This window comes from Paenibacillus tabacirhizosphaerae (assembly GCF_040812395.1).
GTDB lineage: Bacteria > Bacillota > Bacilli > Paenibacillales > NBRC-103111 > Paenibacillus_E.
On the sequence record NZ_JBFNXH010000001.1, the window covers coordinates 182,564 to 207,373 of the forward strand.

Sequence of the window (24,810 nt, forward strand, 5' to 3'; positions counted from 1 at the left end):
TTGACGGGCGTGAGTTTTTAACACCGTGAATAAATATACCATAACTGAATTAGCGATGCAACCTTTTGTCTCGATGACATTTTGCCCTGGTTTTTGCTTCCTTATGTACTTAAATATTAGGGCTGAACGAACAAAACAGACCTCACAAAAGATCGTTTTGTTGGTCTGTTTATTGTACGGCTAGCAAATTAGCTACGACTTTCTGCATATCAAGAACGCCTTCGAACACGTGAAAACCGACTTGAAGCTTAAAAGTTCCGCCTTGTTTATCAAGTTCAGTAGTAAACGCTTTACGGTCTGTAATAATGCCTGACTTCACGAGCAGCTCAGTAACCGCGGTTGCATCCAAATTGGGCTGAATGTAAATGACGGTACGTTGTGCCCCAGTGGAATTCTTGGTCTGCGTTTCCTGAGGTTTGGAAGCCGCCAGTTTATCTGTTTCTTCTTTAACCTTCGATTTTATCCCAGCGTCGTATTCAGCTTGTGTATACACTTTACTCTCTTTATCGAAGACTTGATAATATTTAGAAGCCTGTTCCTTCAATTGAAGTGGATCCATTTCATCCAAAGATATCCCACTCGGCGGTTGCGCACTAGGACGTACAGACATAACCTGAAGAAGGATAGCTCCGACAATAATGCCAGTGCCGATGCCGTATACAAATGAACGGTTCTTAAACACGAGTTTTCTCCTCCTGTTTGGAAAGCTGAAGGATCAAATTCACCTCGCCTTTATTTAAACCAAGTTTCTTAGCGATTGCTTCCACACCTTTACCTTGATTATGAAGGCTGAAGAGCTCAGCATATCTCGCTTTCATGCTTAAGCCTGGAAAAGAGGGCACCTCTTCGACTTCTTCAATCTTCGCCTCGTCTTGTAATAGTAAAGAAGTTTCTATTGGAGTTAATAACTGCGATTCAGCAAACGGAAGGCCCGACTTGGATGAATTCTCAAGATCCTGAGCAACAGGATCAATAATCCTCATGGTTTGCTGTTGATTAACATGCACCTTCGTTAGTTCTTGAGACAACTCTTGCTTTTGCTTCTCCAAAGATTCAAGTCTACCCGAGAGCTTAGCTAACTCAACCTCATAATCTTGTCTGGTTCGTGAGAATAAATCAAGCAGAGCTTGGTTCTGTTCATCCATTTCTGCTGCAAAACTTTCAATTGTCTCTTCAATTTCCTGTACGACGTTTGGCTTAGCAGTTGCCTCTTTTTTGGGGATAAATCGCGCATAAACAATAATCACGAGACCCAGAAGCACGACATACATCCAAGGCTTCATGTCCAAGAGGTTCACCTTTTTCTATGAATAAATTATAGCGTCAAATCAATATGATGCCCTTTATATGGATGCTCCGGATGGTGAGAGCTTGATACTGTCTGAGAGTCAGCTTTATGTTCTCTCTCGCTCTTTTCTCTAGATTGGTTTTGCTTGCTATGTCCATGGTCATTGACGTTTGTACGGGCACTTTCTTCCAGCTTACCACTGCGCGAACGATCTTTTTCAGTTGTTTGCATGGCTTGATTTTCTAAAATCGTTTCATCCTGCCGCGGTTTTTGCATAAGCTGATTTTGCCGGGTACCCGCCTCGTCATTCTTATGAACAGCAAATTGTAAATCAATCGATTTCATACTCATCACTAACCATCTCCCTCAATTACACATAAGCACTCATTGAAATATCTCCATCGCTCAAACGGAATGACACTCGATTAGTTGGATCTTTAACAAATTTCGTATAACGGCCAATAACGATTTTGGTACCTCCATAGATGATGGAAAGAACCTCCACCTTAGCTTTATCCGAATCTTCAAGAGACTTTTCGATTTCAAGAATACGTTCTTTTAGAGCAAGTTGTTCCTCAAGTGCTTGCTTTTTCGTATGATTCAACTTTATTCGCATAGCTAGTTTATCTGGACTAAGCTGCCCGGTTGCAGCTAATTGATCCAATAAAGTAAGCGCTTTATCGGTCTTATCCATATTTTCCATATGAACTTTGAGTTGACCGCGAAGCAGAATCATTTCATTTCGCAGCTCGGGCAGAACGCCAACTTCAATATTAGTCGTTGTTGACATCGAATTTCCGATCGTTCTAGCTGTCACTCGTTCGCCAGCTTGAATCGTACCGCCTACAATTAAACCTTTGGAACCGTTGCAATTTACGGCTTTCCCAACACGTATAGTTGAATGCATAATGCTTTGGGATACAGTAAGCTCATCGCCTGCTTCAACAACGGCATCCTGAATAAATGCGCACTTTACGTTTTTACCGGCTTTCAAATGTGCTTTATTCTGCCCAACAATACCTGCATTAATCTCAATAGAACCTTCCGCTTCAAGCTCCGCTGCTTCTACGCCACCTGTTACTCTGATATCACCAGCAGCACGTATTTTAAAACCCGGAAGCACATTCCCGCGAATCACGACTGTTCCAATAAAATCAATATTACCTATGTTATAGTCCACATTCCCATTAACTTCGAAGACTGGAAATACGTTAATTTTATCTCGATCTGTCTTAACGACCATTCCGTCAATTGCAGAATAGAGCCCCGTTTGTTCGGCATCAATAATCACATTTTTGCCTAATTTGAAACGAGCGTCTTTACCAGCTTTCGTATTTAGCGTTTCGCCGGTTACAGCTCTGCCAGGAGAACCTTCTGTCGCTAAGAAACGCTGCCCAATCAGTTGCCCGCGCTTAACGTTATTAATGGAGATAACTTCTTTATAATTCACTTTGCCATCTTCTAGCTCGAGCGGTTTTTTCTCATCATGATCAAAATCATAAACAAATTTAACATAACCGTTCTGCCCTTCGACTGGCTTCGTACCTGTAGCAATCACGATCTTTTGTAGAAAAAAAGGCTTCGGATCCTTTGCAATAAGCGCTAGCTGAGAATCATTAATGCCATGAACGATTCGATTCGTACTAAGTACTTTCTCTAACTCTTCGACTGTAACGCGAAAGCCATCTTCCGCATTATTGATTAATAAGTACGCCGATAGTTTGTCATCTGAGATGGAAATCGTGATGTAATAGTCTAAAGGCATGTTCCTCTCAATCATGGACATACCACCTTTCGTGTCCTTCATATAGAGTGACTAAGTATCTTGAAAAAGCTGAGTCTTAAATCGTCCAAGAACACCCTTTAATCGTAGGATTGCTTTGGAATGCAACTGAGAGATGCGTGAAGGAGACAAGCTCATGACTTCCGCAATTTCACTCAAAGATAACTCTTCAAAATAAAACAGCGATACGACAGTACGTTCCTTCTCCGTCAGTCTCTCAATGGCTCGAGCTAGCGATTCTTTCAGAAAAAATTCATTTACTTTATATTCAGGATTTTTGGCTTTCTCATCAACAAGCAAAGAAAGACGTGTTTCTGAATCTTCCTCCCGAATGGGATCATCAATCGAGCACACCGTTGTAATAGAGATATCCTGCAGCATCTGCCCAAAATCATGCTCGCTGATTTGTAGATATTCGCTCATTTCCGCATCAGTAACTGATCGCAGATACTTCTGCTCTAGCTTCTGATACGCTTCTTCAACTTTTTTTGCCTTTTCTCTTACAGACCTCGGCACCCAATCGCCTTGTCGAAGCCCATCGATGATTGCTCCCCGAATTCTCCACGATGCATAGGTCTCGAATTGCAATCCACGAGCATAGTCAAATTTTTCTACAGCATCAATAAGGCCCATAACTCCAAAGCTCGAAAGATCTTCCTTCGAAACGCTTTTGGGAAGTCCAATGGCTAGACGTCCTGATACATAATCAACCAAAGAAAGATAATTCTCAATGAGTGCTTGCTTGGCAGGAAGCCATCCTTGCTCTTTCCACTGTTTCCAGAGCTCAATATTCGCCAATTGGGGTTGCTTTTGTTCGATCATGACTTACGTTTCACCATCCTTAATCTTCTGACATACGCCTCAAGGCACCAGCCAGTTGCTCAGGGTCCAAATTATTCTTGGTGACTAGCTTAGGCGGATTCAGTGGTGAAAACTGATGTTCGGTTGCATCTATAGAAGGATTAAGTCTTTGATTTGACTTAAGCATTTCTCGAGTTACCGCGTCCTCATCATCAGGTGTTGTCAAATCCAATGTTTGTCCGACAGCTTCATTAACTGCTGTATCCGTTGACTGGTTTTTAGCTAAAAGTTCGGCCCCTGTCAACAGGCCCATTACCCATCTGAAGCCAAAAGTCAGGACAAACAAAATCAAAAAGCTATAGAAGCTTCTCAAACAAGTTGTTAGAAGTAGATTGTTACCAATCGATAAAGCAAATGTGAGTATCCCCGCCAATGCAGCTACAATCACATTAATACGAATTGTACCTATCATCATTTAGATTTCCTTTACTCCTTGTTGGACGCTTCGAATTAGTAAGATACCGGAATCACTATTAAATTCAATTGTTCGACCGTAATTTGCACCTGTATCCTCAGCTTTAATAGGAATTTCGAACTTTTTCAACATTTCTTTACAAGATTCTACATTTCTCGGTCCAATTCTCATCGTATCATTATTCCCAGCAAAAGCAAACATCTGAGCGCCGCCAGCTAATTTAGCTTCCATTCTCCCAACACTAGCTCCAAGTTTCTCCATAAGCGAAATCAACTCAGGAATCGCGGTATCCGCGTATTTAGCTATGTTGATGGAACCCTCACGGGCGATTTCTGAAGATGGCAGCATGACATGAGCCATACCTGCAACCTTTACGCGATTATCGAATAAAGTGACACCTACACATGACCCAAGCCCTGTCGTTTTCAGCACACCACTTTGGTGAGCTACGTTCAGGTCAGCCATACCTACTTTGATCATATTGTCTTGGATCATGGAGACTCTACTCCCAATGCCTCGAAAATTTTCCCAAACGATTCAGGATCAGGGATAAGGAAAAAGTGCCCTTGTACCTCATTCTCACCTTCCAAAAATTTGGTATCAATCAAGAGTGCATGGTCCCCCATTTCTCCAAACTGCAGAAGACCATAACTTAAAATGGCCCCTGCCATATCTATCGCTAACGAAGGAACGGTAGGCTGTAAGTTTAAGTGTGTGAAATCGGCCAGAGAAGACAGGTAGGAACCTGCTAGAATATTACCGATTTCATTTAGTGCCGACAATTCAAGCTCGGAATATTCTTCCGAATCTTGAATTTTGAGTCCAATGAGATCTCTTAACATGTTTTTGGCGGCATCGAGATTGAGGATAAAGAACATATTCCCAGGAGCATCCCCATCTACGCGGAGAAAAATGGCCAGAACTACCGTCTCGGCTCCGCCTACACTCTCGCAGATCTCCTCAAACGGCAGCATCCGCACTTTAGGCACAAGCATGTCAATAGGCTTGTCCAGAAGTGTGGAAAGAGCAGTAGCAGCATGCCCCGCACCAATGTTCCCCACTTCTTTCAGTACGTCCATTTGAAAATCAGCTAAATGCTTGAAAACATCCACATTTTATTCCTCACTTCTTTCAAGCTGCTGAATCTCGTTTCGATCAAGCACTTGCTCCAAGTTAAGTAAAACAAGTAACCGCTGTTCTCCTACGCGTGCTATGCCATCCAAATATTTAGCTTTGATACCGCCAACGATCTCCGGCGGGTTATCAATGTTATCTGTATCAAGATCAATTACATCATTCGCTGAGTCTACAATCAAACCAACTTCAAATTCCCCAGCAGATACGATAATAATCCGAGTTGCATCCGTATACGCTTGTTCTTCCAATCCAAATCTGGAACGAAGCTCAATAATCGGAATGACAACCCCTCTTAAGTTAATGACACCTTTTATAAAAACAGGTGCTTTAGGAACACGGGTCATTGGCTGCATTCTTTCAATCGTTCTAACTTTCTCGACTTCTACACCGTACTCTTCTGTACCAAGTGCAAATACGATTACCTTTTTTTCTTCTCCCATATGAAACCCTCCCAAAAGTTCATCTTTTCGAAATTTACTACATAAGCGTAATTGATGTTATGCCACAAACTTAACTTCGCAAGATTCACCTATTTGATTAACGCATTCGGATCAATAATTAAAGCCACTTGTCCATCGCCTAATATCGTTGCGCCAGATATTGCAAATAGGCTGGATAAATACTTCCCTAATGTCTTTAGAACGATCTCTTGCTGACCAATAAACTCATCTACCATCAGAGCTACTTGCTTGTCCCCTTTGCGTACGACAACAATTTCAGTTTCGTCTTCTAAATCCTCGTTAAAGTCAGGCACATTGAATAGTGTGCTAAGAGAAACCAAAGGAATAACAGAATTACGGTAATCCACCATTTTGTTTCCATGAATATTGCGTATTTGTGACTTCTGGATCGCCGAGGTTTCAACAATTGAAGACAACGGAATGGCATATTTTTCACTGCCAAGACGAACAAGCATTGCCGAAATAATCGATAAAGTAAGTGGAAGTTGAACCGAGAATTTACTGCCATAACCAGGCTTGGAGTCAACTTGCACGTGACCGCCCAGCAGTTGGATTTTTGTTTTTACAACGTCCAACCCAACGCCGCGGCCAGATATATCAGAAATTTTATCGGCTGTACTAAAACCGGATTCGAATAGAAGATTGTAAACTTCTATATCACTCAACTTAGCTGCTTGCTCTTGAGTAACAAGGCCATTTTTCAGAGCCGTCTTCAATACCTTTTCCCGGTAAATCCCTCTTCCATCTTCTTCGATTTCGATAAAAACATGGTTGCCGCTATGGAATGCCCGTAGCTGAATCGTTCCATGCTCACTTTTGCCAGCTGCTAAACGATCGCTGATAGATTCAACGCCATGATCCACCGCATTACGCAGCAAGTGAACTAGCGGATCACCGATTTCATCGATAACCGTCCGATCAAGCTCCGTTTCAGCACCGGTAATGACCAAATCTACTTTCTTATCTAACGATTTGGCTAAATCTCTTATCATACGTGGAAAACGGTTAAAGACCGAATCAACCGGCACCATGCGCAGTTTCAGCACAATATTTTGCAAATCGCTGCTTACTCTTGACATATGTTCCACGGTTTCTGTTAAATCGTTGCGCTTAACTTCACTTGCCAATTGTTCCAGGCGAACGCGATCGATCAAAAGTTCGCTAAACAAGTTCATAAGTGCATCCAACCGTTCGATATCTACGCGAATCGTACGATTGGCCACTGGCGCCCCACCGCCACTAGCCGGAGGCTTAGGGGCTGATATTGGCTCAGTTTTAGAAGATACCCCAACTTCAGGAGCAGCTGTTGCTGTTGCTGCTGCGACCGCCGCCGCGATTTCTTTCGTAGCCGCTTCCACTTCCGTTTTCGGACGGGATAACTCCACTAACGATTCAGAATCAACAGTAATAATGACCGCGGATTCAATTTCAGAGACATTCAAAATCTCTTTTTCCAATGTGGCTTGATCGACTTTTGATATAAAATATAGCGAGAATGAACGATCAAACTTCTCTTGCTCAATTTCTTGAACGGATGGGGTCGCTTTAACGATTTCCCCCATTCTTTCTAAAGCATCGAAAACCATATAAGCGCGCGCGGCCTTCAGTACGCAATTTTCATTCACGCTAACTTCTACATAAAACACCAGGAAACCAGATTCAATGGACTGTTGCAAAATAGAAAATTGAAATTCATCTACTTCAATTCCTTTTGCAGGCTCTTTCACCTCGGAGGTCGCTGTAGCCTGTGGACGATTATAATCGCCTGTAACGATTGAGCGCAGGGCTACAACGATTTGAGTAACATCAGCTTTTCCCGTTCCACCTTGGATAATATCTTCAACCATGGACTCTAAGGAATCTAAACTTTTAAAAATACAATCAAAAATAAAAGGATTCATGGCCAGTTTGTTGTTTCGCACCAAATCCAAAACATTTTCCATTTCATGCGTCAAGGAAGCAATATCCTCGAAGCCCATTGTCGCGGACATACCTTTCAACGTATGGGCAGAGCGGAAAATATTATGCACAATACTAATGTCCTGAGGGCTGCTCTCCAGACTGAGTAGGTTCTCATTCATGGCTTGCAAATGTTCTTTCGATTCATCGATAAACATAGATAGATATTGACTAAGTTCCAAAACCACACACCTCCAATAGGATCATTATGTAACCTGTTTGTTACGTTTATTTTAAATAAGAACGGCCTGAGTCAGTTTTGCCGCAATCTCCTGTTGAGGAAGAATATGCATGGCAGCTTTTAACTCGACAGCAGCTCTCGGCATTCCATAGACTACACAAGTCTCTTCGGACTCGGCTATTGTCGTAGTGACTCCGGAATTCATTAATGAGAGCATGCCTTTAGCACCATCACTCCCCATTCCGGTCATTAACACAATATGCCTTTTCAACTCATTCATGCTTAGTAAAGATTCAAACATAACATCCACCGAGGGACGATGCCCAGAACGAGGCTCTTCTTTCGTCAATCGGATTTTGTACGTTTTAAATGAATCTTTGTAAGCAGTCATATGCCAGCCTCCAGGAGCTACATAAGCTGTAGCTGCATGCAGGACATCGCCGTCTTGGGCCTCAACCACTTGAATCTGAGAAATGTCATTTAGACGTTGAGCTAGTGACTTTGTAAAATTAGGAGGCATATGCTGAACGATTAATATGGGTGCCGGGAACCCAGCTGGGATTTGCGAAACAACCTGATGCAGGGCGCGAGGCCCGCCAGTCGAAGTTCCAATCGCCACGATGTGATCAAAGCTCGTTCCGCCCCCGATAGGTATCGGCAGGGAATTCGGTGGCTTTATCATTTGCGCATGATTACTTGCGAGAGTCGGCTGTATCACTTTCGTTGGCATCGCTTGCTGAAAAGATTTCAGCTTTGTTTTCACAGCCATTTGAAGTTTTTCGTGAAGCAACTGCTTCACTTTATATAAGTCCAGGGAAATTGACCCTGAAGGTTTTCTAATAAAATCTACTGCTCCAAGTTCTAGCGCTCTAATTGTTTCTGACGCTCCCTCTTGCGTTAAAGAACTAAGCATAATAATGGGTGTAGGCAGCTCAGCCATAATTCGTTGTAAAGCATCTAAACCATTCATTTCAGGCATTTCAATGTCCATTGTGACTGCATCCGGCCGTAGCAACTTAACCTGCTCTATGGCTTCTTTTCCATTCTTTGCTGTGCCCACAATTGCGAATTGTGGATGTTCAGAAATTAAATCACTAATAATTTTGCGCATAAAGACGGAGTCATCTACGACAAGAATGTTATAAGGTGCCATGCTGCTTCCCTCCCTTTATGAGCTGATTGAAACGGACTCGGGTAGAATCTTATTTCAAGAGCTTCATCATTTTACTAAGAAATCCTTTTACACCAGATGAAGGTGTCTCACTCCGTTGATAACCGGAAATGTAACTCAGAACAAGAGCTTCTAAGCTCTTTGTTGCAGGCGAGTTCGGAAAAGCAAGTGTAAATGGAACCTGCTTTTTAACCGACTTCGAAACCGAATTATCATCGTCAATAAAACCAAGAGTCGGGATTTCCAAGTCCAAAAACTTTCTGGCAACTAGGCTAATTTTATCAGCCGTTTGTTTACCTTCTTTATAATCAGTGACGCGATTAATGACCAATTTAAATGAAACATTGTGCCCCATCGAATTAACCATTTTAATAATGGCATATGCATCAGTGATTGATGTAGGTTCAGGTGTCGTCACAACAATGGTCTCTTCAGCAGCGAGTATGAATTTTAACGTTTCTTTGGATAATCCTGCTCCCGTATCAAAGATAATAAAGTCCACATGACCACTTAAGAGCGATACTTGTTCAGCAAAATATGCCAACTCTTCCTCCGTCAAACGAAGTAAGTCGTTAAACCCTGATCCGCCAGCGATAAATTCAAGTCCATTGTGACCTTTCTGAATAATCTCCCAGATCGTCTTTTCTTTTTTTAAGAGATGGTACAAGCTATATGGAGACGATACACCCATGAGTACATCGATATTCGCAAGACCAATATCTGCATCAAAAACAAGAACCTTAAAGCCTCGAGACTGCAGCATTAAAGCGAAGTTCAGCGTAAAGTTTGACTTCCCTACGCCTCCCTTTCCGCTAGTCACGGTAATAATCCTGGTCGTCTTCGGGCTTTTGTCATTTTGTATTTGTACCAGGTTCCGCAACCCTTGTGCTTGATCAGTCATGATCGTGGTTCCTCCAATAACAGATCAATGATTTGAGTTTCATCCATTTCAGAAATATCATCAGGAACATTTTGACCATTCGTTACATATGAGAGTTGCAATGAAAACTCGTGCACTAAATTGACAATTGCCCCGTACGAGTCTGTTTCGTCTAGTTTAGTGAATAAAACTTTGTCCAATTTAAATTTATTGAAATTATTCGTTATCGCTTGCATATCTCGATACTTCGTAGTCAAGCTTAGTACTAGGATCGTTTCACTATTTCCTTGCGTCTTAAGCAGTGCGTTTAGCTCTGACACATACATTTCGTTCCGAAAATTCCTCCCAGCTGTGTCCATGAAAATGACATCGCAGTCTTCCAGATTATGAAAGGCTTTCGCTAGATCTTGAGGCGAAAACACTACCTCCAATGGAACATTTAGTATGGTAGCGTATGTTTTCAATTGTTCGATTGCAGCAATCCGATACGTATCAGAAGTGATAAGACCCACTTTGCGTTGATATTTCAGTACTTGCTCCGCTGCCAGTTTCGCAATCGTCGTTGTCTTCCCCACACCTGTTGGACCTACGAAATGAACGATTCTCGTAGTCGGAAGTATGCGTTTAGAATCACCGAATTTTAACACTTGACTAAGCTTATTACGAATTGAAATGAGTGCTGACTCATCTGTCACTGGCTCGTCATTTTCTTGGAATTCGTCTACAATTTCGTCCATCATTCTTTGTACGAGTGAAGAATCCATTTCATGATCAAGCAATCTTTGTTTCAATTTCTGAAGAGGCTCAGGCAAATCTTCAACGTCGGAAGGATTCGTCAACTTTCGCATCATTTCTTTCATTTGCTTGATCTCATCCAACAATAACTCTTCATTCGCATTCGACTTACTCGGCATATGAACAGATTGTGGTGTATACGCTTGTTGAGGTTTATAAGCTGGTGCAGCCTCAACAGCAGAATGAACCGTCAAAAGTTCTTTCTTAACAGGAGGTGCCTCAATAACATCAGGCACATCCGGAAAATCAGAACGATGCGGTTGCTCCTTAACTGGCAAAGTCAAATTCATAACTGGTTGAACACGCTGCTGCGGTTGCGGTTGCGAGGATGCTCTGGGAGCTCCAGAGCTCCCAGAATTCGAAGCAGCATCAATAGCTGCTATGACTTCGACCTTCTTCTTCCCAAACATACCGAGAAATCCTCCCGTACGAATTTCTTTGGTATTAAGAATGACCGCATCCTTCCCTAAATCAACGCGAATTTTCTGCAGTGCATCAGGCATGGAATCAACGACATATCTTTTTACTCTCATAAATTGACTACCCCCATGCTCTGAATTTCAACGCTTGGCTCCAATTCGCTGTAGGACAATACCGGAATATCTTGAAGCGTTCGTTCCAAAAGCTGCCTTAAATACATACGAATCGTTGGTGATGTTAAAATTACAGGTTGTTGCCCCGATTGAATCAACCTTGATACTTGTTCACTCACTCTGTGATGAATGATTTGCGAAGATGATGGATCTAAGGCAAGATAACTGCCTTGATCAGATTGTTGCACAGAATCAGCAATTTTCTTTTCAACCGAAGGTCCCACTGTAATAACTTTCAAAGAATCCCCAAGTGAGGTAAATTGCTGTGTAATCTGTCTGGACAAAGCTTGTCTTACGTATTCTGTCAGTATTTCAGGATCTTTCGTATAAGATCCATAATCCGCCAGTGTTTCGAGAATGGTTACCAAATCACGAACCGAAATTTTTTCACGAAGAAGCTTCGCCAAAACCTTTTGAACATCTCCAATGGAAAGCACAGAAGGAATCAAATCGTCGACAAGAGCTGGATATGTTTCGCGAACGTTGTCGATGAGCGCTTTCGTTTCTTGACGGCCCAACAGTTCGTGCGTATGCTTTTTAATAACTTCAGTTAAGTGTGTAGCTACTACGGAAGGCGGATCAACAACTGTATACCCGGAAAGCTCTGCCCGCTCTTTGGTGACTTCATCAATCCAAATTGCTGGCAATCCAAATGCCGGCTCCGTCGTCTCAATACCAGAAATCGAGTCGTCATCAATACCAGGACTCATTGCTAAATAATGATTAAGAAGTAGTTCGCCACGGGCAACAGTATTGCCTTTAATTTTGATGATATACTCGTTTGGACGAAGTTGAATATTGTCACGTATTCGAATAACCGGTACTACAACTCCAAGTTCAAGTGCACATTGTCTTCGAATAAGGATAATTCGATCAAGTAAATCCCCGCCTTGTTGCATGTCCGCAAGTGGAATTAACCCATACCCAAATTCAAATTCAATTGGATCAACTTGCAGCAAGGAAATAACACTTTCTGGGCTGCGAACCTCTTCAATCTGCTGTTCCTCAACCATTTGTTCTTCCTTCATCGCTTGTCTATCCAAGTTCTTCTGCATTTTAAATGCTGCAAAAGATAACAACGCGGCAACCGGGAAAGTGGTATACCAATGAATCGGTGTGAAAATACCAAGCAAGACAAGTGTTCCTGCTACGATGTAAAGAAGCTTGGGTTGTGCGGTAATTTGAGAGGTAATATCATGACCCAAATTCCCTTCGGATGAAGCTCTCGTGACAATGATACCAGCAGCTGTAGAGATCAGAAGTGCTGGAATCTGGCTAACCAGACCATCCCCAATTGTCAGAATGGAGAACGTTTCAAGCGCTTCACTAAACGACATACCTTTCATCGTCATCCCGATAATAAAACCGCCCAAAAGGTTGATTACGAGAATAATAATTCCCGCAATAGCATCCCCTTTAACGAATTTACTGGCACCATCCATAGCTCCATAGAAATCAGCTTCGCGCTCAATTTTTTGTCTCCGCTCTCTGGCTTGCGTTTCGTTGATTAATCCAGCATTTAAATCAGCATCAATACTCATTTGCTTACCTGGCATCGCATCGAGCGTAAATCTTGCTGCTACTTCGGCAACACGCTCAGAACCTTTGGTAATAACAATGAACTGAACCAAGACGAGAATGAGGAATACAACGAATCCCACAACAATGTTGCCCTCGGCTACGAACGAACCAAAAGTTCTGACCACGTTACCTGCTTCTGCATGCGACAAAATGTTCCGTGTTGTTGAAACGTTCAAAGCTAAACGGAACAGTGTAGTTATCAATAATAATGAAGGAAAAATTGAAAAGTTAAGTGCTTCCTTCGTATTCATTCCTACCAGGATAATCATTAATGCTACAGAAATATTGATAATCAGTAAAAAATCTAATAAAGGGATTGGCACCGGTACAACCATCATTAAGACAATACCGATAATACCTATAAGGACTACTAAATCTTTCATTTTCATCAGATTGTACCTCCCCCCATCACGTTCTTCTGCGGAAAAACGACTAGCTTAAACATTCATAAAATTAATTCGTACGGCCCTTCACTTTATATACGTACGCCAACACTTCTGCGACAGCCTGGAACAACTCAGCGGGAATTGATTCTCCAATCTCCACTTGTGCATAGATCGCTCGGGCTAGCGGCTTGTTTTCCATCGTCATAACACTATTTTGTTTCGCAATTTCTCTAATTTTTAACGCCATATAGTCCGTACCCTTAGCAAGCACAACTGGTGCTTGCATATTACTGGCGTCATATTTTAGAGCAATGGCAAAGTGAGTTGGGTTCGTAATAATAACATCCGCTTTCGGCACTTCTTGCATCATTCGCTGCATCGCCATTTGACGCTGCTTAGCGCGAATTTTACCTTTAATGTGCGGATCTCCTTCACTCTTTTTATATTCATCTTTGATGTCTTGTTTAGACATCCTCAAACTTTTCTCATGCTCATACTTTTGATAAATAAAATCAAAGACAGCCAAGACAATTAAAATAACGCCAATCTTAATCCCTAACTTTAGAGTCACTGATGCGATAAATGAAAACGTACTCTCCAGCGGCGCATGACCCAATCCGAAAATTTTAGCCTTCTCCGCAGTCAGCGTTGAATAGACCGCATAACCAATGATGCTTAATTTCAATGTCGATTTCAGAAAGTCCATGATCGTACGCATTGAAAAAATCCGTTTAAAGCCAGCAATCGGATTTATTTTGCTAAATTTCATCATCAGCGGTTCACCGATAAACATAAAACCAATTTGAAGATAATTACCAGCAATCGCGATGATAACCACGATAATAAAAATAGGTGCCGTGATATAAAAACCTTGGGTTAAAAGATCCCTAAACAAAACATGTACATTACCCATGGTGATATCCATAGTAAGTTGATTTTCTAAAATATTTCGAAACATATTGATGATTCTTTCTTTCATATAACTGCCAAACATAATGAAGGAAAAAAAAGAAAACAATAGAATAAACGCGGCGGGCAGGTCCATACTTTTGGCAACTTGCCCTTTCTTTCGAGCATCTTGTCTTTTCTTCGGTGTGGCTGGTTCCGACTTTTCCCCAGAAAACCATTGCAAGTCTAGCTGCAAGCGAAATTGTTGGGACACGGCTATCCTCCTGCAATTATGGTGAGGTTTGCTGTGAGCCGCTAATGAGCTGTAACAGCTTTTCCATCGAGTCAAACATGGTTGCAAATAAACTTTGGAATTGCGAAATCAATTCTGGGAATAAGAATGTCAGCAAAATCAAGCCTAAAACTAATTTCAAAGGCGCACCTACCACGAAAATGTTGAATTGTGGAGCCACCCGCGTTAAAAGCCCTAATCCTAGGTCAGTTAAAAAAAGTGCTGCAACGATAGGAGCTGCTAATTGAAATGATAAGTAAAACATTTTGGCAAATGAACGAAAAAGAAAATCAGATATTTGCCCATTATAAATGCGATCAAAAAGCTGATTGTCTAGCGGAATCCATCGATAGCTCTCAATGATAGCGCTAATTAAGAAGTGATGGCCGTCAAATGATAGAAAGAGCAGGATCGCAATCATATACTTCAAATTCCCCAACATTGGGGAAGATACGCCTGTCAATGGATCAATAACGCTTGCCATACTGAAACCAATCTGCATATCCATGAGGCTACCGGCAGTTTGCACGACTGTGAAAAAAATATAGGCTAGAAAGCCTAACAAAACTCCAACTAACATTTCACGCAAAATAAGCAAAACATACTGTCCATCAAGTGGAACAGGTTTTCCAATCCCCATCCCAGTAAAAACAATTAAAGAAATAAAGATGGAAAGTCCAATTTTGAAGATTGTCGGGACATTCTTGGATGATAGCACAGGAACGACGACAAAGAACGATGTAATTCGACAAAAAATAAGCAGAAAATTAGGTAGAACTTGAAAAAATAGTTCCATTTCCCTCACAACCTAACCAACGAATTTGTAGAGGTTGTTCAGCAAATTAAAAGTAAAATCAACCAATGTATTCATGATCCAAGAACCAAAAATTAATATAGAAAGCAATACAGCCACAATTTTAGGAACAAAAGCAAGCGTTTGCTCTTGAATTTGCGTAGTTGCTTGAAAAATACTAATGATTAATCCAACAACCAAACCAATAATCAGCATCGGTGCACTCGCTTTGAGTACCGTATAAACCGCTTCCCCTGCTATTCGAATTACAAATTCAGAACCCATTAATGAAGACCTCCGTAATTATGATCATGTGCTGTAGCTGAGAAGTAGTGATTTCACAACCAGATACCAACCGTCAACTAAGATGAACAGAAGAATCTTAAACGGGAGTGAGATCATAACAGGCGGCAGCATCATCATCCCCATCGCCATAAGGGTGCTGGAAACAACCATGTCGATGACCAAAAACGGAATGAAAATCATGAAACCCATTTGAAAAGCGGACTTCAATTCACTAATCGCATAAGCAGGAACCAATGCTGTAATTGGAATATCTTCAACACCTGTTGGAGCTTTCGCTTTCGTATAGTCCAAAAAAAGCTTTAGATCCTTCTGGCGAGTGTGTTTGAACATGAATTCCTTCATTGGACCAGCTGCCTTTTGAAATGCTTGTGTCTGATTGATTTCACCTTTTAAATAAGGCTGTAACGCTGTCTCATTAACCTGTCCCAAAGTTGGAGACATGATAAAAAAGGTTAAAAACAGAGCGAGTCCGATTAGAACCTGATTAGGCGGCATTTGCTGGGTTCCAAGTGAAGTACGTACGAAACCGAGCACAATGACAATTCGAGTAAAGCTCGTCATCAATATAAGAAACGAGGGCGCTAAACTTAGAACTGTTAACAGCAACAATAACGTGACGGTGTTCGATGACCCAGCCGTTCCAGTAGAACCAATGTTAACATTCAATCCTGGAATCGGATTACTCGGATCAGGTTCCGCGGCAGAAGCAGTAATAGACAAAACAAAAACCGACAAAAGCATCAATATAGCAGCAATCACAAATTTATTTCTTTTCATTCATCATTCAACCGATCTGTTTGTTTTTGTTCCGAAAGCCAATCTTCAACATTTTTGTTGCGATTTGTCACTCTTTGCAGCTTATCATGGAATACTTGCTGAAAGGATGAAGTGATTTCTTCTTCTTCGATTTCTTTCTTTCGAATCGGTAATTTGCTGATCCATTTGCTGAGAGAAACCATGCCTGTTCCATTTTCCTGTGTGGAAGTGAGAAGTTCAGAAATATATGCTACTTCATCGGCGTCACTGATCTTATCCAGTAATTGAATATTATCACCGACGCCTACCACGAAGAGCGAATGACCTATTTCGACAACTTGAATCGATTTGTTTTGACCAAGTGGTACGCCACCTAAAGAACGTACCGGATTTCCAAAGAAACTACCTTTATTTTTCTTAGCTATATACTTAATAAGAACAAAAAATAAGAGAATAATTAAGATAAGAAAGAAAATAACTTTTAGGATCATTCCGAATGAGTCCAGTGAGGTTGTCATTGGAAATTCATTATTTGGTAGGCCTTGATCAGGTGCAGATTCAGCGAAACAGATCGCATGAGTAAAAAGGAAGATGACTAGAGCAAAAACAGTGGTTAGCAATGGTTGGGTTAAGAGTCTTCTCATAGTCACATCCCTTTCGGCTTATGTAAGACTCTACCGAACAAGAACGGTTAACCTAGAGTCTTTTTAATCGCTTCGATGACACGGTCCGCCTGGAAAGGTTTCACAATGAAATCTTTAGCTCCGGCTTGAATGGCATCAATAACCATCGCTTGTTGTCCCATTGCCGAACACATGATCACTTTAGCATTTGGCTCTAGCTTTTTAATTTCTTTCAATGCCTGAATACCGTCCATCTCTGGCATTGTGATATCCATTGTAATGAGATCTGGTTTAAGCTCTTTGAATTTCTCAATCGCTTGCGCACCATCATTTGCTTCGCCACAAACTTCATACCCATTTTTTGATAAAATATCTCGAATCATCATTCTCATAAAAGCAGCATCATCCACGATAAGAATACGGTTAGCCATTAGTAAACAGTCCCCCTAGAATTAGTTATTGTAACTTTTGAATTCGTTCCCACTGATTCACAATATCAGTCACACGAACCCCGAAGTTTTCATCGATGACGACAACTTCGCCTTTGGCAATTAACTTATTGTTTACCAAGATATCGACAGGCTCACCTGCAAGCTTATCCAGTTCGATGATCGAACCTTGAGACAGCTCCAAAATATCTTTAATCACCTTATGCGTTCTCCCTAATTCTACTGTTACCTTAAGCGGGATATCCAGTAGTAAATTAAGGTTCGTATCATCTGCATTACCAATTGATCCCGATTGCAAATTACCAAATTGAACCGGCTGAACATTCACATTACGATTTGGCACACCAGCGTATGGAGGTTGCTGATACATTGGCTGCTGTGGTAGATACATTGGCGGATACATCGGTTGTCCCATTGGCGGTTGCTGATACATCGGCTGTTCGTAAACAGGCTGTTGTTGTATCGGTTGTGCTGCAGTTGGTGGCGGTGTATGAACTTCTTGTGCAGAAGGAGCCATTGGCGCTTGCGCAGCAGGTGCAACTTCCGCTTGAACTTCTGAATCCCCACCCATTAGAATTGAAACCATTTCTTTGGCAAAAGGAACCGGCAAGAGCTGCATGATGTTGGAATCAATAAGATCGCCAATTGTGAGTCGGAACGATATTTTAATAAATACGTCCTCGTCAGGCAATTTTCCTTCTCCTTTCGACAAATTTAATATGTCGATTCCTGGAGGAGAGATATTGACAAATCGATTAAAAATAGTAGACATCGATGTTGCAGAGGAACCCATCATCTGATTCATAGCTTCTTGTACGGCGCTAATATGAATTTCGCTTAGATTTTCATCTCCGCCAGTACCGTCCCCGCCCATCATCAAATCTGCAATGACTTGAGCATCACGTGTTTTGATCACGAGCAAGTTAATCCCATCAAAACCATCTACATAATTGACATGAACAGCAACATGCGGTTTTGGAAATTCTTCCTCTAATTCTTCTTTTGCAATGATGGAAACCAGTGGTGTAGTAATATCGACTTTCTTACCTAGCAGTGTCGAAAGAGCTGTGGCAGCACTACCGAACGTGATGTTCCCTATCTCACCAAGTGCATCTTGTTCCAAGGAAGACAAATAGTCCTCCACTTTAGGATGCCCATGAAAAGAAGCGTCTGAGCTATCATCTGATGACTGTTTTAACAAGGCATCAATCTCTTCCTGAGACAAATAATCTCTATTATTCGTCATTATCTTCTTCTCCTTCTTGTACGATATCTGTTATTTGTACAGCCAATTTTCCTTTTACAGTACCAGGGTTTCCAAGATATTTCAGCTTCTCGCCCACTTTGACTTGAAGCGAATCTTCGACGGGTTTAGGCAGCGGAAGAACATCACCAATGGATAAGCTTAAGAATTCACGTATTGTGATCTCTGATGTGCCAAGTTCAGCAATCAGAGGTAACTTCGCCTTTTCCAGCCGTGATTGAAGCGCATCCACTTCCTCTGGTGCTCTCGCTTTCTTCTGTGATACAAACCAGTGATGAACAGATAAACGAGGCATGATTGGTTCGATGACAACATGAGGAATACATAAATTAATCATCCCTGTCGTGTCACCGATCTTAGTGCTCAACGATATAAGTGCAATGGTTTCATTTGGCGAAACGATCTGCATAAACTGCGGATTCGTTTCTAAAGCCTCTAGCCGAGGTTGAATATCAATTACCGTTTTCCAAGCTTCCTGCAGACTGTCAAATGCTCTGCTAAAGATACGTTCCATCACTATCGTTTCAATTTCCGTTAAAGCATTAATTTTGGTGGGTGTGGTTCCCGCACCACCAAGTAAGCGATCCAACATGGCAAATGCTACGTTGGGATGAACCTCAAGCACCATTCGACCCTCTAAAGGCTCTGCTTCAAAGATGTTCAAAATGGTCATTTTCGGGATCGAGCGAATAAATTCGTCATAGGGCAATTGTTCGACTTGAACCACATTAATTTGAACGAACGTACGAAGTTGCGCAGAAAAATATGTGGTTAAATATCGTGCGAAGTTCTCGTGGATCCGAGTCAAACTCCGAATATGATCTTTGGAGAAGCGTACGGCACGCTTAAAGTCATAAGCCCTTACCTTCTTCTGCGTCTCTTCTTTTTTGAGCTCATCCGCATCCATTTCTCCAGATGATAGGGCAGCAAGCAAGGCATCGATCTCATTTTGCGACAACACATCAACCATTCGGGTCACCTCCTTAAAGCAAGATCATGAGCGAGCTATTGAAGCACTTTATCGGTTATCCAAATCTGCTTGATTTTACCTTCATGAAGTAAAGGATTTAATTTGTTCATTAATGTCGACGTCAAGCTGTCAGAACCTTTGCTTCCTTCGATTTGTTCCTTTGTCATATCACCAAGCGTTTGAACAATAGTTCCTTTTACTGCGGAATCCAGCAAACTGTCAAATTCCTTTTTGCCTTTACTGTTTTCAAGTTCAAAAGCAAAGCTGATTTTGATGAAATTTTGACTGCCGGATAAGTTTGTCAAAATGTCTTTAATAATAGCTGTGTTCTCTTTCACAACTTCAGCGGATGGCGCTTTTGACGGCTTCACTGATTCCACAGCTTCTTTTGCTTGGCCAGCAGCATCTTTCGATTGATTCTTCTCCATGAAGTTCCACAGTACAAAAGCAGCAGTCAAAATCAGCGTGATCGCTATCAAAATGGAAACGATAAGTATAAAAATTTTGTTCTTGAACACCTACGAGCCCTCCGTCTCTCTGGACTTTATTGTAGCTCGAACTGAGCCAATATCCTGCATGTAGGTTCGCACTAAGCTTACCACAACCTCTGCCTTTTCGAGAACCGTGATTTTCTTCCCCGTTGTTAACGTAATCATCGTGTCCGGAGTCTCTTCAATCATTTCAATTAAGATCGCATTCAGATAAATCGGTTTACCGTTAAGACGTGTAAGAGAAATCATGTTTTCCTCCGGCTTGGTTGCCGGGGAAGTTGTTGCTTCCCCGGTCTGAATTACCTATTTATTAATGTTTAAGATTTACAACTTCTTGAAGCACTTCATCCGATGTTGTAATAATGCGCGAGTTCGCTTGGAAACCGCGTTGAGCAACGATCATCTCTGTAAACTCGCCAGTGAGGTCAACGTTGGACATTTCAAGCTGGCCTGAGATCAATGTGCCTGCTCCTGCCGCAGCGTTGCCAGGAGTTGTAATAGCAGCTCCACTTCCGATAGACATCGGAGCATTTGCCGTCGTACGGTAAAGGTTACCACCGATCTTCTCTAGACCACCTGGATTATCAACTGTAATCAGACCCAATTGCTGACCCACGACTTGTGCTCCCGTATCGTCAATACCATTGATAACACCATCTTGACCGATTGAGAACGAAACGATGTTAGATGCGATATTCACTGGCGCGCCACTCGCATCGAGTACATGCAGGCCTTCAGCGTTAACGAGATCACGGTTTGAATCCAAAGTAAAGTTACCGGATCTTGTCAGGAATGGACCCGTTGGCGTCGTTGTGTCTACGGCAAAGAATCCATCGCCATTAACACGTAAATCAGTAACGACATTCGTAGTCATTGCACTTCCTTGTGTATGTACCGTATCAATCGATGCTGCGCTAACACCTAAACCAACCTGTTGGGGATTCACACCACCACGCTCTGCGCCAGGGGAACTAACGCCAGCAACAGTTTGACTCAAAATGTCTTTAAACATGACACGGCTTCCCTTGAAACCAACTGTGTTTACGTTAGCAATATTATTACCGATTACATCTAATTTAGTTTGAAAACCGCGCATACCGGAAACGCCTGAGTACAAAGATCTTAACATGTAAGATGCCTCCTAATAGCTTTAATGTAAGTTGAGCTGCTTCTATCGTTCCACAGCTCTGGGCTTCCTTTTCGGTCCAGCCTCTTGTTTATGCTATGAATATTGCACTGTCAATTTGTGTGAAGACATGTTCATTCATCGAGTTGCCATCTAGCGCCGTCACAACAGTGCGGTTAGGAATATTCACAATAAGAGCATTGCCATTCAAAAGCATAAGCGCATCTTTAGCGCCTTTTGCAGCAACCTTATCTATGGCTGTACTAAGCTTATCCAACTGTTCAGGCTGCAATTGAATACCTCTCTCTTTAAGTCTAACCTCTGCATGATGACTGAAACGAACATATTGCTCCTGAAGAATTTTCTGAAAAGTTGGTTTCCCAGATAATGGTACTGGCAATTGTGCAGGTGTTCGTCTCGCAGACGCCGGAGTCACCGAATTCGGGTAAAGCTGTCCAATCGATATACGCTCCGTCATTCTGTTTCCCCAGCATTCTCAATTTTACTGAGTTTGTCTAAAGAAATTTCCTCTCCCTTCACAGAAGCGTATTGATTACCATCCTTAAATGTAATGGAATCAACAATGCCGGTCTTTTCAAGCGTTGCTCCAGAAGAGTCTGTCGTTGTGTACGTAATGGATTTACCAATCAATCCAGAAACAAATCCAAGAGATTGACGCATTAACTTCATTTCACTTGCCATGTTCGTCAATTGCTCAACAGATGTAAATTGTGCCATCTGTGCAATGAACTCCTTGTCCTGCAACGGCTGAGTCGGATCTTGATTTTGCAGCTGGGTTATTAGGATTTTCAGAAAATCATCTTTCCCCAGTGTGTTAGGATCCTTACTCTTCGTTTTTGTATTACTATTAGAATTAATGATATCTGTTACATTGCCAACGATTGGACTAGTAGCCATGTTCTCACCCCCAAATCCAAGAATTCACGAAATTTTTAAGCTATGACGTCGAAGGAATTACCATAAACAGTTGTTCGTGTCTGTACAACATTTTCAACTTTTTGATCGAAGTCGAGATCATCTGTTCCATAATCTCCAGAACGATTTTTACTTTGACGCTGTGATTGATTTGTAAATTGTTGCTGGCGTTGATCCTGAAACATGCTAGATTGCATACTCGCATTTTGTGTAACTTCAAGCTTTTCAACCTGCAAGCCTTGGGTTTGAAGGGCTTGTTTTAATTGCGGAAGCTGGCTTTCCAGCATTTGTCGGCCTGCCAATGAATCTGCAGTAAACTCTGCAATTAATTGTCCTTGATGCATCGTAATTTTCACATCAACATGTCCTAAATTTTTAGGGAACAAGGACAATTTTGCCTCAGAGATGCCTTCTCCAAGCGTGATTTTCATGTTTTTCAGCACATGCTCCGTCATTTCCTCTGAGAAATTAGCAGCGTTAATCGTTTGAACGGGAGCTTTTTCCACAGGTGGAGACGCTAATTGTGCTTTCTGCAAATCACTTAAAGGCACGGCAAAACTCGTTGTTTCAGTAGAGTTCGTTGGAAGCTCATCAATAGGTTCTAAAGTAACTTCTGAACCGGCAGTCGGTTGAACGACAGGTGCATTCATTACATTACGGATAGCCAACAGTTCAAGTTTGCTCTTTGCTGGTTGAACGATGGTTACTGTGTTAGGGTCAATAAGTGGTTCTATCACGGCTTTACTTACGCGTTTGTGCTGTGCAGCAAGATTCGTTTTATGAACTACATCCTTAACACTTTCATCTGTGCCTTCTATCGCTTGTAAGCCTGGAACCTCTTGTTCTGACAAGGTATTCGCTGTGTTTAAACTAGCCACCAATTGTGGAAGCATTGGTTCTACAACCTGCTGCAAATTTTGATTTAAGTATTGTAGAATTGGATTGTCGGGCTGCTGTTTAGTCAAAGATGTTAGAGTTAACAAAATATTCTGCGCTTGCAAATTCACTATATTCGTGGTTTGCGAACTAGCATCCGTAGGTAAAGTAAACGCAACATTCGACTGACCGGTACTGAAAGTACTTAATAGTTGCTGCGCTTGTTCAAACCACATTTTCATCGCTGGATCTTTCATAAGCTGGCCTGCTAAATCTGCGTTACTATTCATCGCTTGAAGCAGTGACTCCGGAAGAGCTTGCTCCTCAGATGATGTATCCGCATTCACATCAGCATTCTGCACCACATTTTGCATGGGTAAGGTCAGGCTTTGAAGCATTTGAAGAAGTTGGGCCAATGACGTGACTTCACCGGATTCATCCGCCGATTCAGAAAGTGGACTTTGCCCAAGCTGGCCGCCTAATACTTGATTGAATGAGGAATCTGCGGGTGCAGCACCATTTGTTGTCGATTTACTTACTGTTTGAGATGCGCCGCTACTTGTTGCGGATGGTGTTGAAGCTGGTACTACAGGCATTTGTACATCCATTTTTTCACCTCCCTTCACATTTTACTGTGCAAGCTTAGCTGTAATCGCAGCAGCGGTTTCCTTATTCGCATCTGAGAGCGAGGACATCACCTTGGAACGCGACGCGTTGTCCATTCCACTCAAAATAGCAAGTACTTTGTCCGGATTCGATTTATTCATCTCCAAAATGACATTAGCCGCACTTTTTGGCGTCATATTAGCAAAGGTTTGTCCTAAATCCGCTTTACTTACGGAAGTTGAACCCTTAGTTGTATCTTTAACTCCATTTAATGCCAATCTCTCTTGTAACGCTGCAATTTGCTTGTCTCGCACCGGGATAACATCCTTAAGTCCGATCGTAGCTTCAGCGGCTTTCTTAGCATCCATTTTTTCAAGAATAGGTGCGCGATTTTCAGCTTTCATCATAGAGAAAACAAGTACCATTTCTTTGGGTGTTAAGTTCTCCATAATTGGAGCTGCTTTGCTCGGCGTCATTTTCCCGTACAAATTGGCAAGTTGAGTAATTTGATTGTTATACTCTTCTTCAGTTTGCGTTTTGCTCTTCAGCTTCTCTTCAAGATCCGCAATTTTCGCTTCGCTATCTTTTAACGATTGATCTTTTTGTTCAGTCGTACTATCCGATTTCTTCAAGGCTGCTTCTAAGTCGGCTACTTTTGTATTAAGTTTGGATATTTCTTCATCTTTGCTTTTTGCGCTTTCCTCGGCTGTCTGGGCTTTCCCTGATCCCGTTACAACCGACTTCTCTTTGGGCGCTGGCACGATGCTTCCAATCACCGGTGTATTGTGCAATGCCTTCTGAATGCTGCTTTTGATATCGTAATCGAAAATAGACAGCAATACGAAGAGCAGAACCGCGGTAAACACAAACGGAATGACAAACCATATAAGGAATCGTTCTAATGCACTGTAGGAATTGCCCTCCATGCTTGTATCAGCCATCT

At 41.8% G+C, this 24,810-nt stretch carries 29 protein-coding genes; all 29 read right to left on the minus strand.

The window, feature by feature from the left end; translation table 11 throughout:
- Nucleotides 1-169: 169 nt before the first annotated feature.
- Nucleotides 170-682 carry a hypothetical protein gene (locus ABRS97_RS00750; protein ID WP_367810988.1) on the minus strand — a complete coding sequence of 171 codons (513 nt, stop codon included), beginning with the start codon at nt 680-682 and terminating at the stop codon, nt 170-172.
- A complete protein-coding gene (locus tag ABRS97_RS00755) occupies nt 675-1,283 on the minus strand; it encodes a hypothetical protein (protein WP_367810989.1) in 609 nt (202 codons plus the stop codon). The genes ABRS97_RS00750 and ABRS97_RS00755 overlap by 8 nt, the downstream gene beginning before the upstream one ends.
- A gap of 32 nt (nt 1,284-1,315) precedes the next feature.
- Nucleotides 1,316-1,639 carry a hypothetical protein gene (locus ABRS97_RS00760; RefSeq protein ID WP_367810990.1) on the minus strand — a complete coding sequence of 108 codons (324 nt, stop codon included), beginning with the start codon at nt 1,637-1,639 and terminating at the stop codon, nt 1,316-1,318.
- A 19-nt stretch (nt 1,640-1,658) separates the two neighbouring features.
- The gene (locus ABRS97_RS00765) at nt 1,659-3,068 is read right to left on the minus strand and encodes a flagellar assembly protein A (RefSeq protein ID WP_367810991.1); all 1,410 of its coding nucleotides are present in this window, start codon (nt 3,066-3,068) and stop codon (nt 1,659-1,661) included.
- Between the two features lie 36 nt (nt 3,069-3,104).
- A complete protein-coding gene (locus tag ABRS97_RS00770) occupies nt 3,105-3,893 on the minus strand; it encodes a FliA/WhiG family RNA polymerase sigma factor (RefSeq protein ID WP_367810992.1) in 789 nt (262 codons plus the stop codon).
- Nucleotides 3,894-3,912: 19 nt separating this feature from the next.
- Nucleotides 3,913-4,347 carry a hypothetical protein gene (locus tag ABRS97_RS00775; protein WP_367810993.1) on the minus strand — a complete coding sequence of 145 codons (435 nt, stop codon included), beginning with the start codon at nt 4,345-4,347 and terminating at the stop codon, nt 3,913-3,915.
- Nucleotides 4,348-4,842 carry a chemotaxis protein CheD gene (locus tag ABRS97_RS00780; protein ID WP_367810994.1) on the minus strand — a complete coding sequence of 165 codons (495 nt, stop codon included), beginning with the start codon at nt 4,840-4,842 and terminating at the stop codon, nt 4,348-4,350.
- Nucleotides 4,839-5,426, minus strand: coding sequence for a chemotaxis protein CheC (locus tag ABRS97_RS00785; protein ID WP_483312404.1), 588 nt, complete (start codon nt 5,424-5,426; stop codon nt 4,839-4,841). The genes ABRS97_RS00780 and ABRS97_RS00785 overlap by 4 nt, the downstream gene beginning before the upstream one ends.
- Nucleotides 5,427-5,462: 36 nt before the next feature.
- Complete coding sequence (locus ABRS97_RS00790; RefSeq protein WP_367810996.1) at nt 5,463-5,924, minus strand: chemotaxis protein CheW; 462 nt, start codon at nt 5,922-5,924, stop codon at nt 5,463-5,465.
- Nucleotides 5,925-6,013: 89 nt separating this feature from the next.
- Nucleotides 6,014-8,086 carry a chemotaxis protein CheW gene (locus ABRS97_RS00795; protein ID WP_367810997.1) on the minus strand — a complete coding sequence of 691 codons (2,073 nt, stop codon included), beginning with the start codon at nt 8,084-8,086 and terminating at the stop codon, nt 6,014-6,016.
- Nucleotides 8,087-8,137: 51 nt separating this feature from the next.
- Nucleotides 8,138-9,238, minus strand: a complete 1,101-nt coding sequence (locus ABRS97_RS00800; RefSeq protein WP_367810998.1) for a protein-glutamate methylesterase/protein-glutamine glutaminase — start codon at nt 9,236-9,238, stop codon at nt 8,138-8,140.
- A 49-nt stretch (nt 9,239-9,287) separates the two neighbouring features.
- Nucleotides 9,288-10,157, minus strand: coding sequence for a MinD/ParA family protein (locus ABRS97_RS00805; protein WP_367810999.1), 870 nt, complete (start codon nt 10,155-10,157; stop codon nt 9,288-9,290).
- Entirely contained in the window at nt 10,154-11,464 is a 1,311-nt protein-coding gene (gene flhF, locus ABRS97_RS00810) for a flagellar biosynthesis GTPase FlhF (RefSeq protein WP_367811000.1), read from the minus strand. Before flhF ends, ABRS97_RS00805 begins: the two co-directional genes overlap by 4 nt.
- On the minus strand, nt 11,461-13,494 hold the full coding sequence (gene flhA, locus ABRS97_RS00815; protein ID WP_367811001.1) for a flagellar biosynthesis protein FlhA: 2,034 nt from the start codon (nt 13,492-13,494) through the stop codon (nt 11,461-11,463). Before flhA ends, flhF begins: the two co-directional genes overlap by 4 nt.
- A gap of 64 nt (nt 13,495-13,558) precedes the next feature.
- Nucleotides 13,559-14,653: a flagellar biosynthesis protein FlhB gene (gene flhB, locus ABRS97_RS00820; RefSeq protein ID WP_367811002.1), complete on the minus strand. Its 1,095-nt coding sequence runs from the start codon at nt 14,651-14,653 to the stop codon at nt 13,559-13,561.
- 16 nt (nt 14,654-14,669) lie between these two features.
- The gene (gene fliR, locus ABRS97_RS00825; RefSeq protein WP_367811003.1) at nt 14,670-15,467 is read right to left on the minus strand and encodes a flagellar biosynthetic protein FliR; all 798 of its coding nucleotides are present in this window, start codon (nt 15,465-15,467) and stop codon (nt 14,670-14,672) included.
- A gap of 12 nt (nt 15,468-15,479) precedes the next feature.
- Complete coding sequence (fliQ, locus tag ABRS97_RS00830) at nt 15,480-15,749, minus strand: flagellar biosynthesis protein FliQ (RefSeq protein WP_367811004.1); 270 nt, start codon at nt 15,747-15,749, stop codon at nt 15,480-15,482.
- A gap of 24 nt (nt 15,750-15,773) precedes the next feature.
- Nucleotides 15,774-16,547: a flagellar type III secretion system pore protein FliP gene (fliP, locus tag ABRS97_RS00835; protein ID WP_367811005.1), complete on the minus strand. Its 774-nt coding sequence runs from the start codon at nt 16,545-16,547 to the stop codon at nt 15,774-15,776.
- A complete protein-coding gene (locus ABRS97_RS00840; protein ID WP_367811006.1) occupies nt 16,544-17,170 on the minus strand; it encodes a flagellar biosynthetic protein FliO in 627 nt (208 codons plus the stop codon). Before ABRS97_RS00840 ends, fliP begins: the two co-directional genes overlap by 4 nt.
- Nucleotides 17,171-17,217: 47 nt before the next feature.
- The gene (locus ABRS97_RS00845; RefSeq protein ID WP_367811007.1) at nt 17,218-17,580 is read right to left on the minus strand and encodes a response regulator; all 363 of its coding nucleotides are present in this window, start codon (nt 17,578-17,580) and stop codon (nt 17,218-17,220) included.
- Nucleotides 17,581-17,605: 25 nt separating this feature from the next.
- A complete protein-coding gene (gene fliY, locus ABRS97_RS00850) occupies nt 17,606-18,844 on the minus strand; it encodes a flagellar motor switch phosphatase FliY (protein WP_367811008.1) in 1,239 nt (412 codons plus the stop codon).
- Nucleotides 18,834-19,832: a flagellar motor switch protein FliM gene (fliM, locus tag ABRS97_RS00855; protein ID WP_367811009.1), complete on the minus strand. Its 999-nt coding sequence runs from the start codon at nt 19,830-19,832 to the stop codon at nt 18,834-18,836. The genes fliY and fliM overlap by 11 nt, the downstream gene beginning before the upstream one ends.
- Before the next feature lie 35 nt (nt 19,833-19,867).
- Entirely contained in the window at nt 19,868-20,350 is a 483-nt protein-coding gene (locus ABRS97_RS00860; protein ID WP_367811010.1) for a flagellar basal body-associated FliL family protein, read from the minus strand.
- Nucleotides 20,351-20,572 (minus strand): flagellar FlbD family protein, encoded by a 222-nt coding sequence (locus tag ABRS97_RS00865; RefSeq protein WP_367811011.1) that lies wholly within the window; start codon nt 20,570-20,572, stop codon nt 20,351-20,353.
- Between the two features lie 61 nt (nt 20,573-20,633).
- A complete protein-coding gene (flgG, locus tag ABRS97_RS00870) occupies nt 20,634-21,452 on the minus strand; it encodes a flagellar basal body rod protein FlgG (protein ID WP_367811012.1) in 819 nt (272 codons plus the stop codon).
- 88 nt (nt 21,453-21,540) lie between these two features.
- A complete protein-coding gene (locus ABRS97_RS00875; RefSeq protein ID WP_367811013.1) occupies nt 21,541-21,927 on the minus strand; it encodes a TIGR02530 family flagellar biosynthesis protein in 387 nt (128 codons plus the stop codon).
- Nucleotides 21,924-22,367: a flagellar hook capping FlgD N-terminal domain-containing protein gene (locus ABRS97_RS00880; RefSeq protein ID WP_367811014.1), complete on the minus strand. Its 444-nt coding sequence runs from the start codon at nt 22,365-22,367 to the stop codon at nt 21,924-21,926. The genes ABRS97_RS00875 and ABRS97_RS00880 overlap by 4 nt, the downstream gene beginning before the upstream one ends.
- 35 nt (nt 22,368-22,402) lie before the next feature.
- Entirely contained in the window at nt 22,403-23,869 is a 1,467-nt protein-coding gene (locus tag ABRS97_RS00885; protein ID WP_367811015.1) for a flagellar hook-length control protein FliK, read from the minus strand.
- Nucleotides 23,870-23,890: 21 nt separating this feature from the next.
- Nucleotides 23,891-24,808, minus strand: coding sequence for a MotE family protein (locus ABRS97_RS00890; RefSeq protein WP_367811016.1), 918 nt, complete (start codon nt 24,806-24,808; stop codon nt 23,891-23,893).
- Between the last annotated feature and the right edge of the window lie 2 nt (nt 24,809-24,810).

Excerpts from the sequence above, each read along its gene's own strand:
- ABRS97_RS00755 (WP_367810989.1), bottom strand. The coding sequence starts at position 1,283 with ATGAAGCCTTGGATGTATGTCGTGCTTCTGGGTCTCGTGATTATTGTT.
- ABRS97_RS00760 (WP_367810990.1), bottom strand. The coding sequence starts at position 1,639 with ATGAGTATGAAATCGATTGATTTACAATTTGCTGTTCATAAGAATGAC.
- ABRS97_RS00765 (WP_367810991.1), bottom strand. The coding sequence starts at position 3,068 with ATGATTGAGAGGAACATGCCTTTAGACTATTACATCACGATTTCCATC.
- ABRS97_RS00770 (WP_367810992.1), bottom strand. The coding sequence starts at position 3,893 with ATGATCGAACAAAAGCAACCCCAATTGGCGAATATTGAGCTCTGGAAA.
- ABRS97_RS00775 (WP_367810993.1), bottom strand. The coding sequence starts at position 4,347 with ATGATGATAGGTACAATTCGTATTAATGTGATTGTAGCTGCATTGGCG.
- ABRS97_RS00780 (WP_367810994.1), bottom strand. The coding sequence starts at position 4,842 with ATGATCCAAGACAATATGATCAAAGTAGGTATGGCTGACCTGAACGTA.
- ABRS97_RS00785 (WP_483312404.1), bottom strand. The coding sequence starts at position 5,426 with ATGGACGTACTGAAAGAAGTGGGGAACATTGGTGCGGGGCATGCTGCT.
- ABRS97_RS00790 (WP_367810996.1), bottom strand. The coding sequence starts at position 5,924 with ATGGGAGAAGAAAAAAAGGTAATCGTATTTGCACTTGGTACAGAAGAG.
- ABRS97_RS00800 (WP_367810998.1), bottom strand. The coding sequence starts at position 9,238 with ATGGCACCTTATAACATTCTTGTCGTAGATGACTCCGTCTTTATGCGC.
- ABRS97_RS00805 (WP_367810999.1), bottom strand. The coding sequence starts at position 10,157 with ATGACTGATCAAGCACAAGGGTTGCGGAACCTGGTACAAATACAAAAT.
- flhF (WP_367811000.1), bottom strand. The coding sequence starts at position 11,464 with ATGAGAGTAAAAAGATATGTCGTTGATTCCATGCCTGATGCACTGCAG.
- flhA (WP_367811001.1), bottom strand. The coding sequence starts at position 13,494 with ATGAAAATGAAAGATTTAGTAGTCCTTATAGGTATTATCGGTATTGTC.
- fliR (WP_367811003.1), bottom strand. The coding sequence starts at position 15,467 with ATGGAACTATTTTTTCAAGTTCTACCTAATTTTCTGCTTATTTTTTGT.
- fliQ (WP_367811004.1), bottom strand. The coding sequence starts at position 15,749 with ATGGGTTCTGAATTTGTAATTCGAATAGCAGGGGAAGCGGTTTATACG.
- fliP (WP_367811005.1), bottom strand. The coding sequence starts at position 16,547 with ATGAAAAGAAATAAATTTGTGATTGCTGCTATATTGATGCTTTTGTCG.
- ABRS97_RS00840 (WP_367811006.1), bottom strand. The coding sequence starts at position 17,170 with ATGAGAAGACTCTTAACCCAACCATTGCTAACCACTGTTTTTGCTCTA.
- ABRS97_RS00845 (WP_367811007.1), bottom strand. The coding sequence starts at position 17,580 with ATGGCTAACCGTATTCTTATCGTGGATGATGCTGCTTTTATGAGAATG.
- fliY (WP_367811008.1), bottom strand. The coding sequence starts at position 18,844 with ATGACGAATAATAGAGATTATTTGTCTCAGGAAGAGATTGATGCCTTG.
- fliM (WP_367811009.1), bottom strand. The coding sequence starts at position 19,832 with ATGGTTGATGTGTTGTCGCAAAATGAGATCGATGCCTTGCTTGCTGCC.
- ABRS97_RS00865 (WP_367811011.1), bottom strand. The coding sequence starts at position 20,572 with ATGATTTCTCTTACACGTCTTAACGGTAAACCGATTTATCTGAATGCG.
- flgG (WP_367811012.1), bottom strand. The coding sequence starts at position 21,452 with ATGTTAAGATCTTTGTACTCAGGCGTTTCCGGTATGCGCGGTTTTCAA.
- ABRS97_RS00875 (WP_367811013.1), bottom strand. The coding sequence starts at position 21,927 with ATGACGGAGCGTATATCGATTGGACAGCTTTACCCGAATTCGGTGACT.
- ABRS97_RS00880 (WP_367811014.1), bottom strand. The coding sequence starts at position 22,367 with ATGGCTACTAGTCCAATCGTTGGCAATGTAACAGATATCATTAATTCT.
- ABRS97_RS00885 (WP_367811015.1), bottom strand. The coding sequence starts at position 23,869 with ATGGATGTACAAATGCCTGTAGTACCAGCTTCAACACCATCCGCAACA.
- ABRS97_RS00890 (WP_367811016.1), bottom strand. The coding sequence starts at position 24,808 with ATGGCTGATACAAGCATGGAGGGCAATTCCTACAGTGCATTAGAACGA.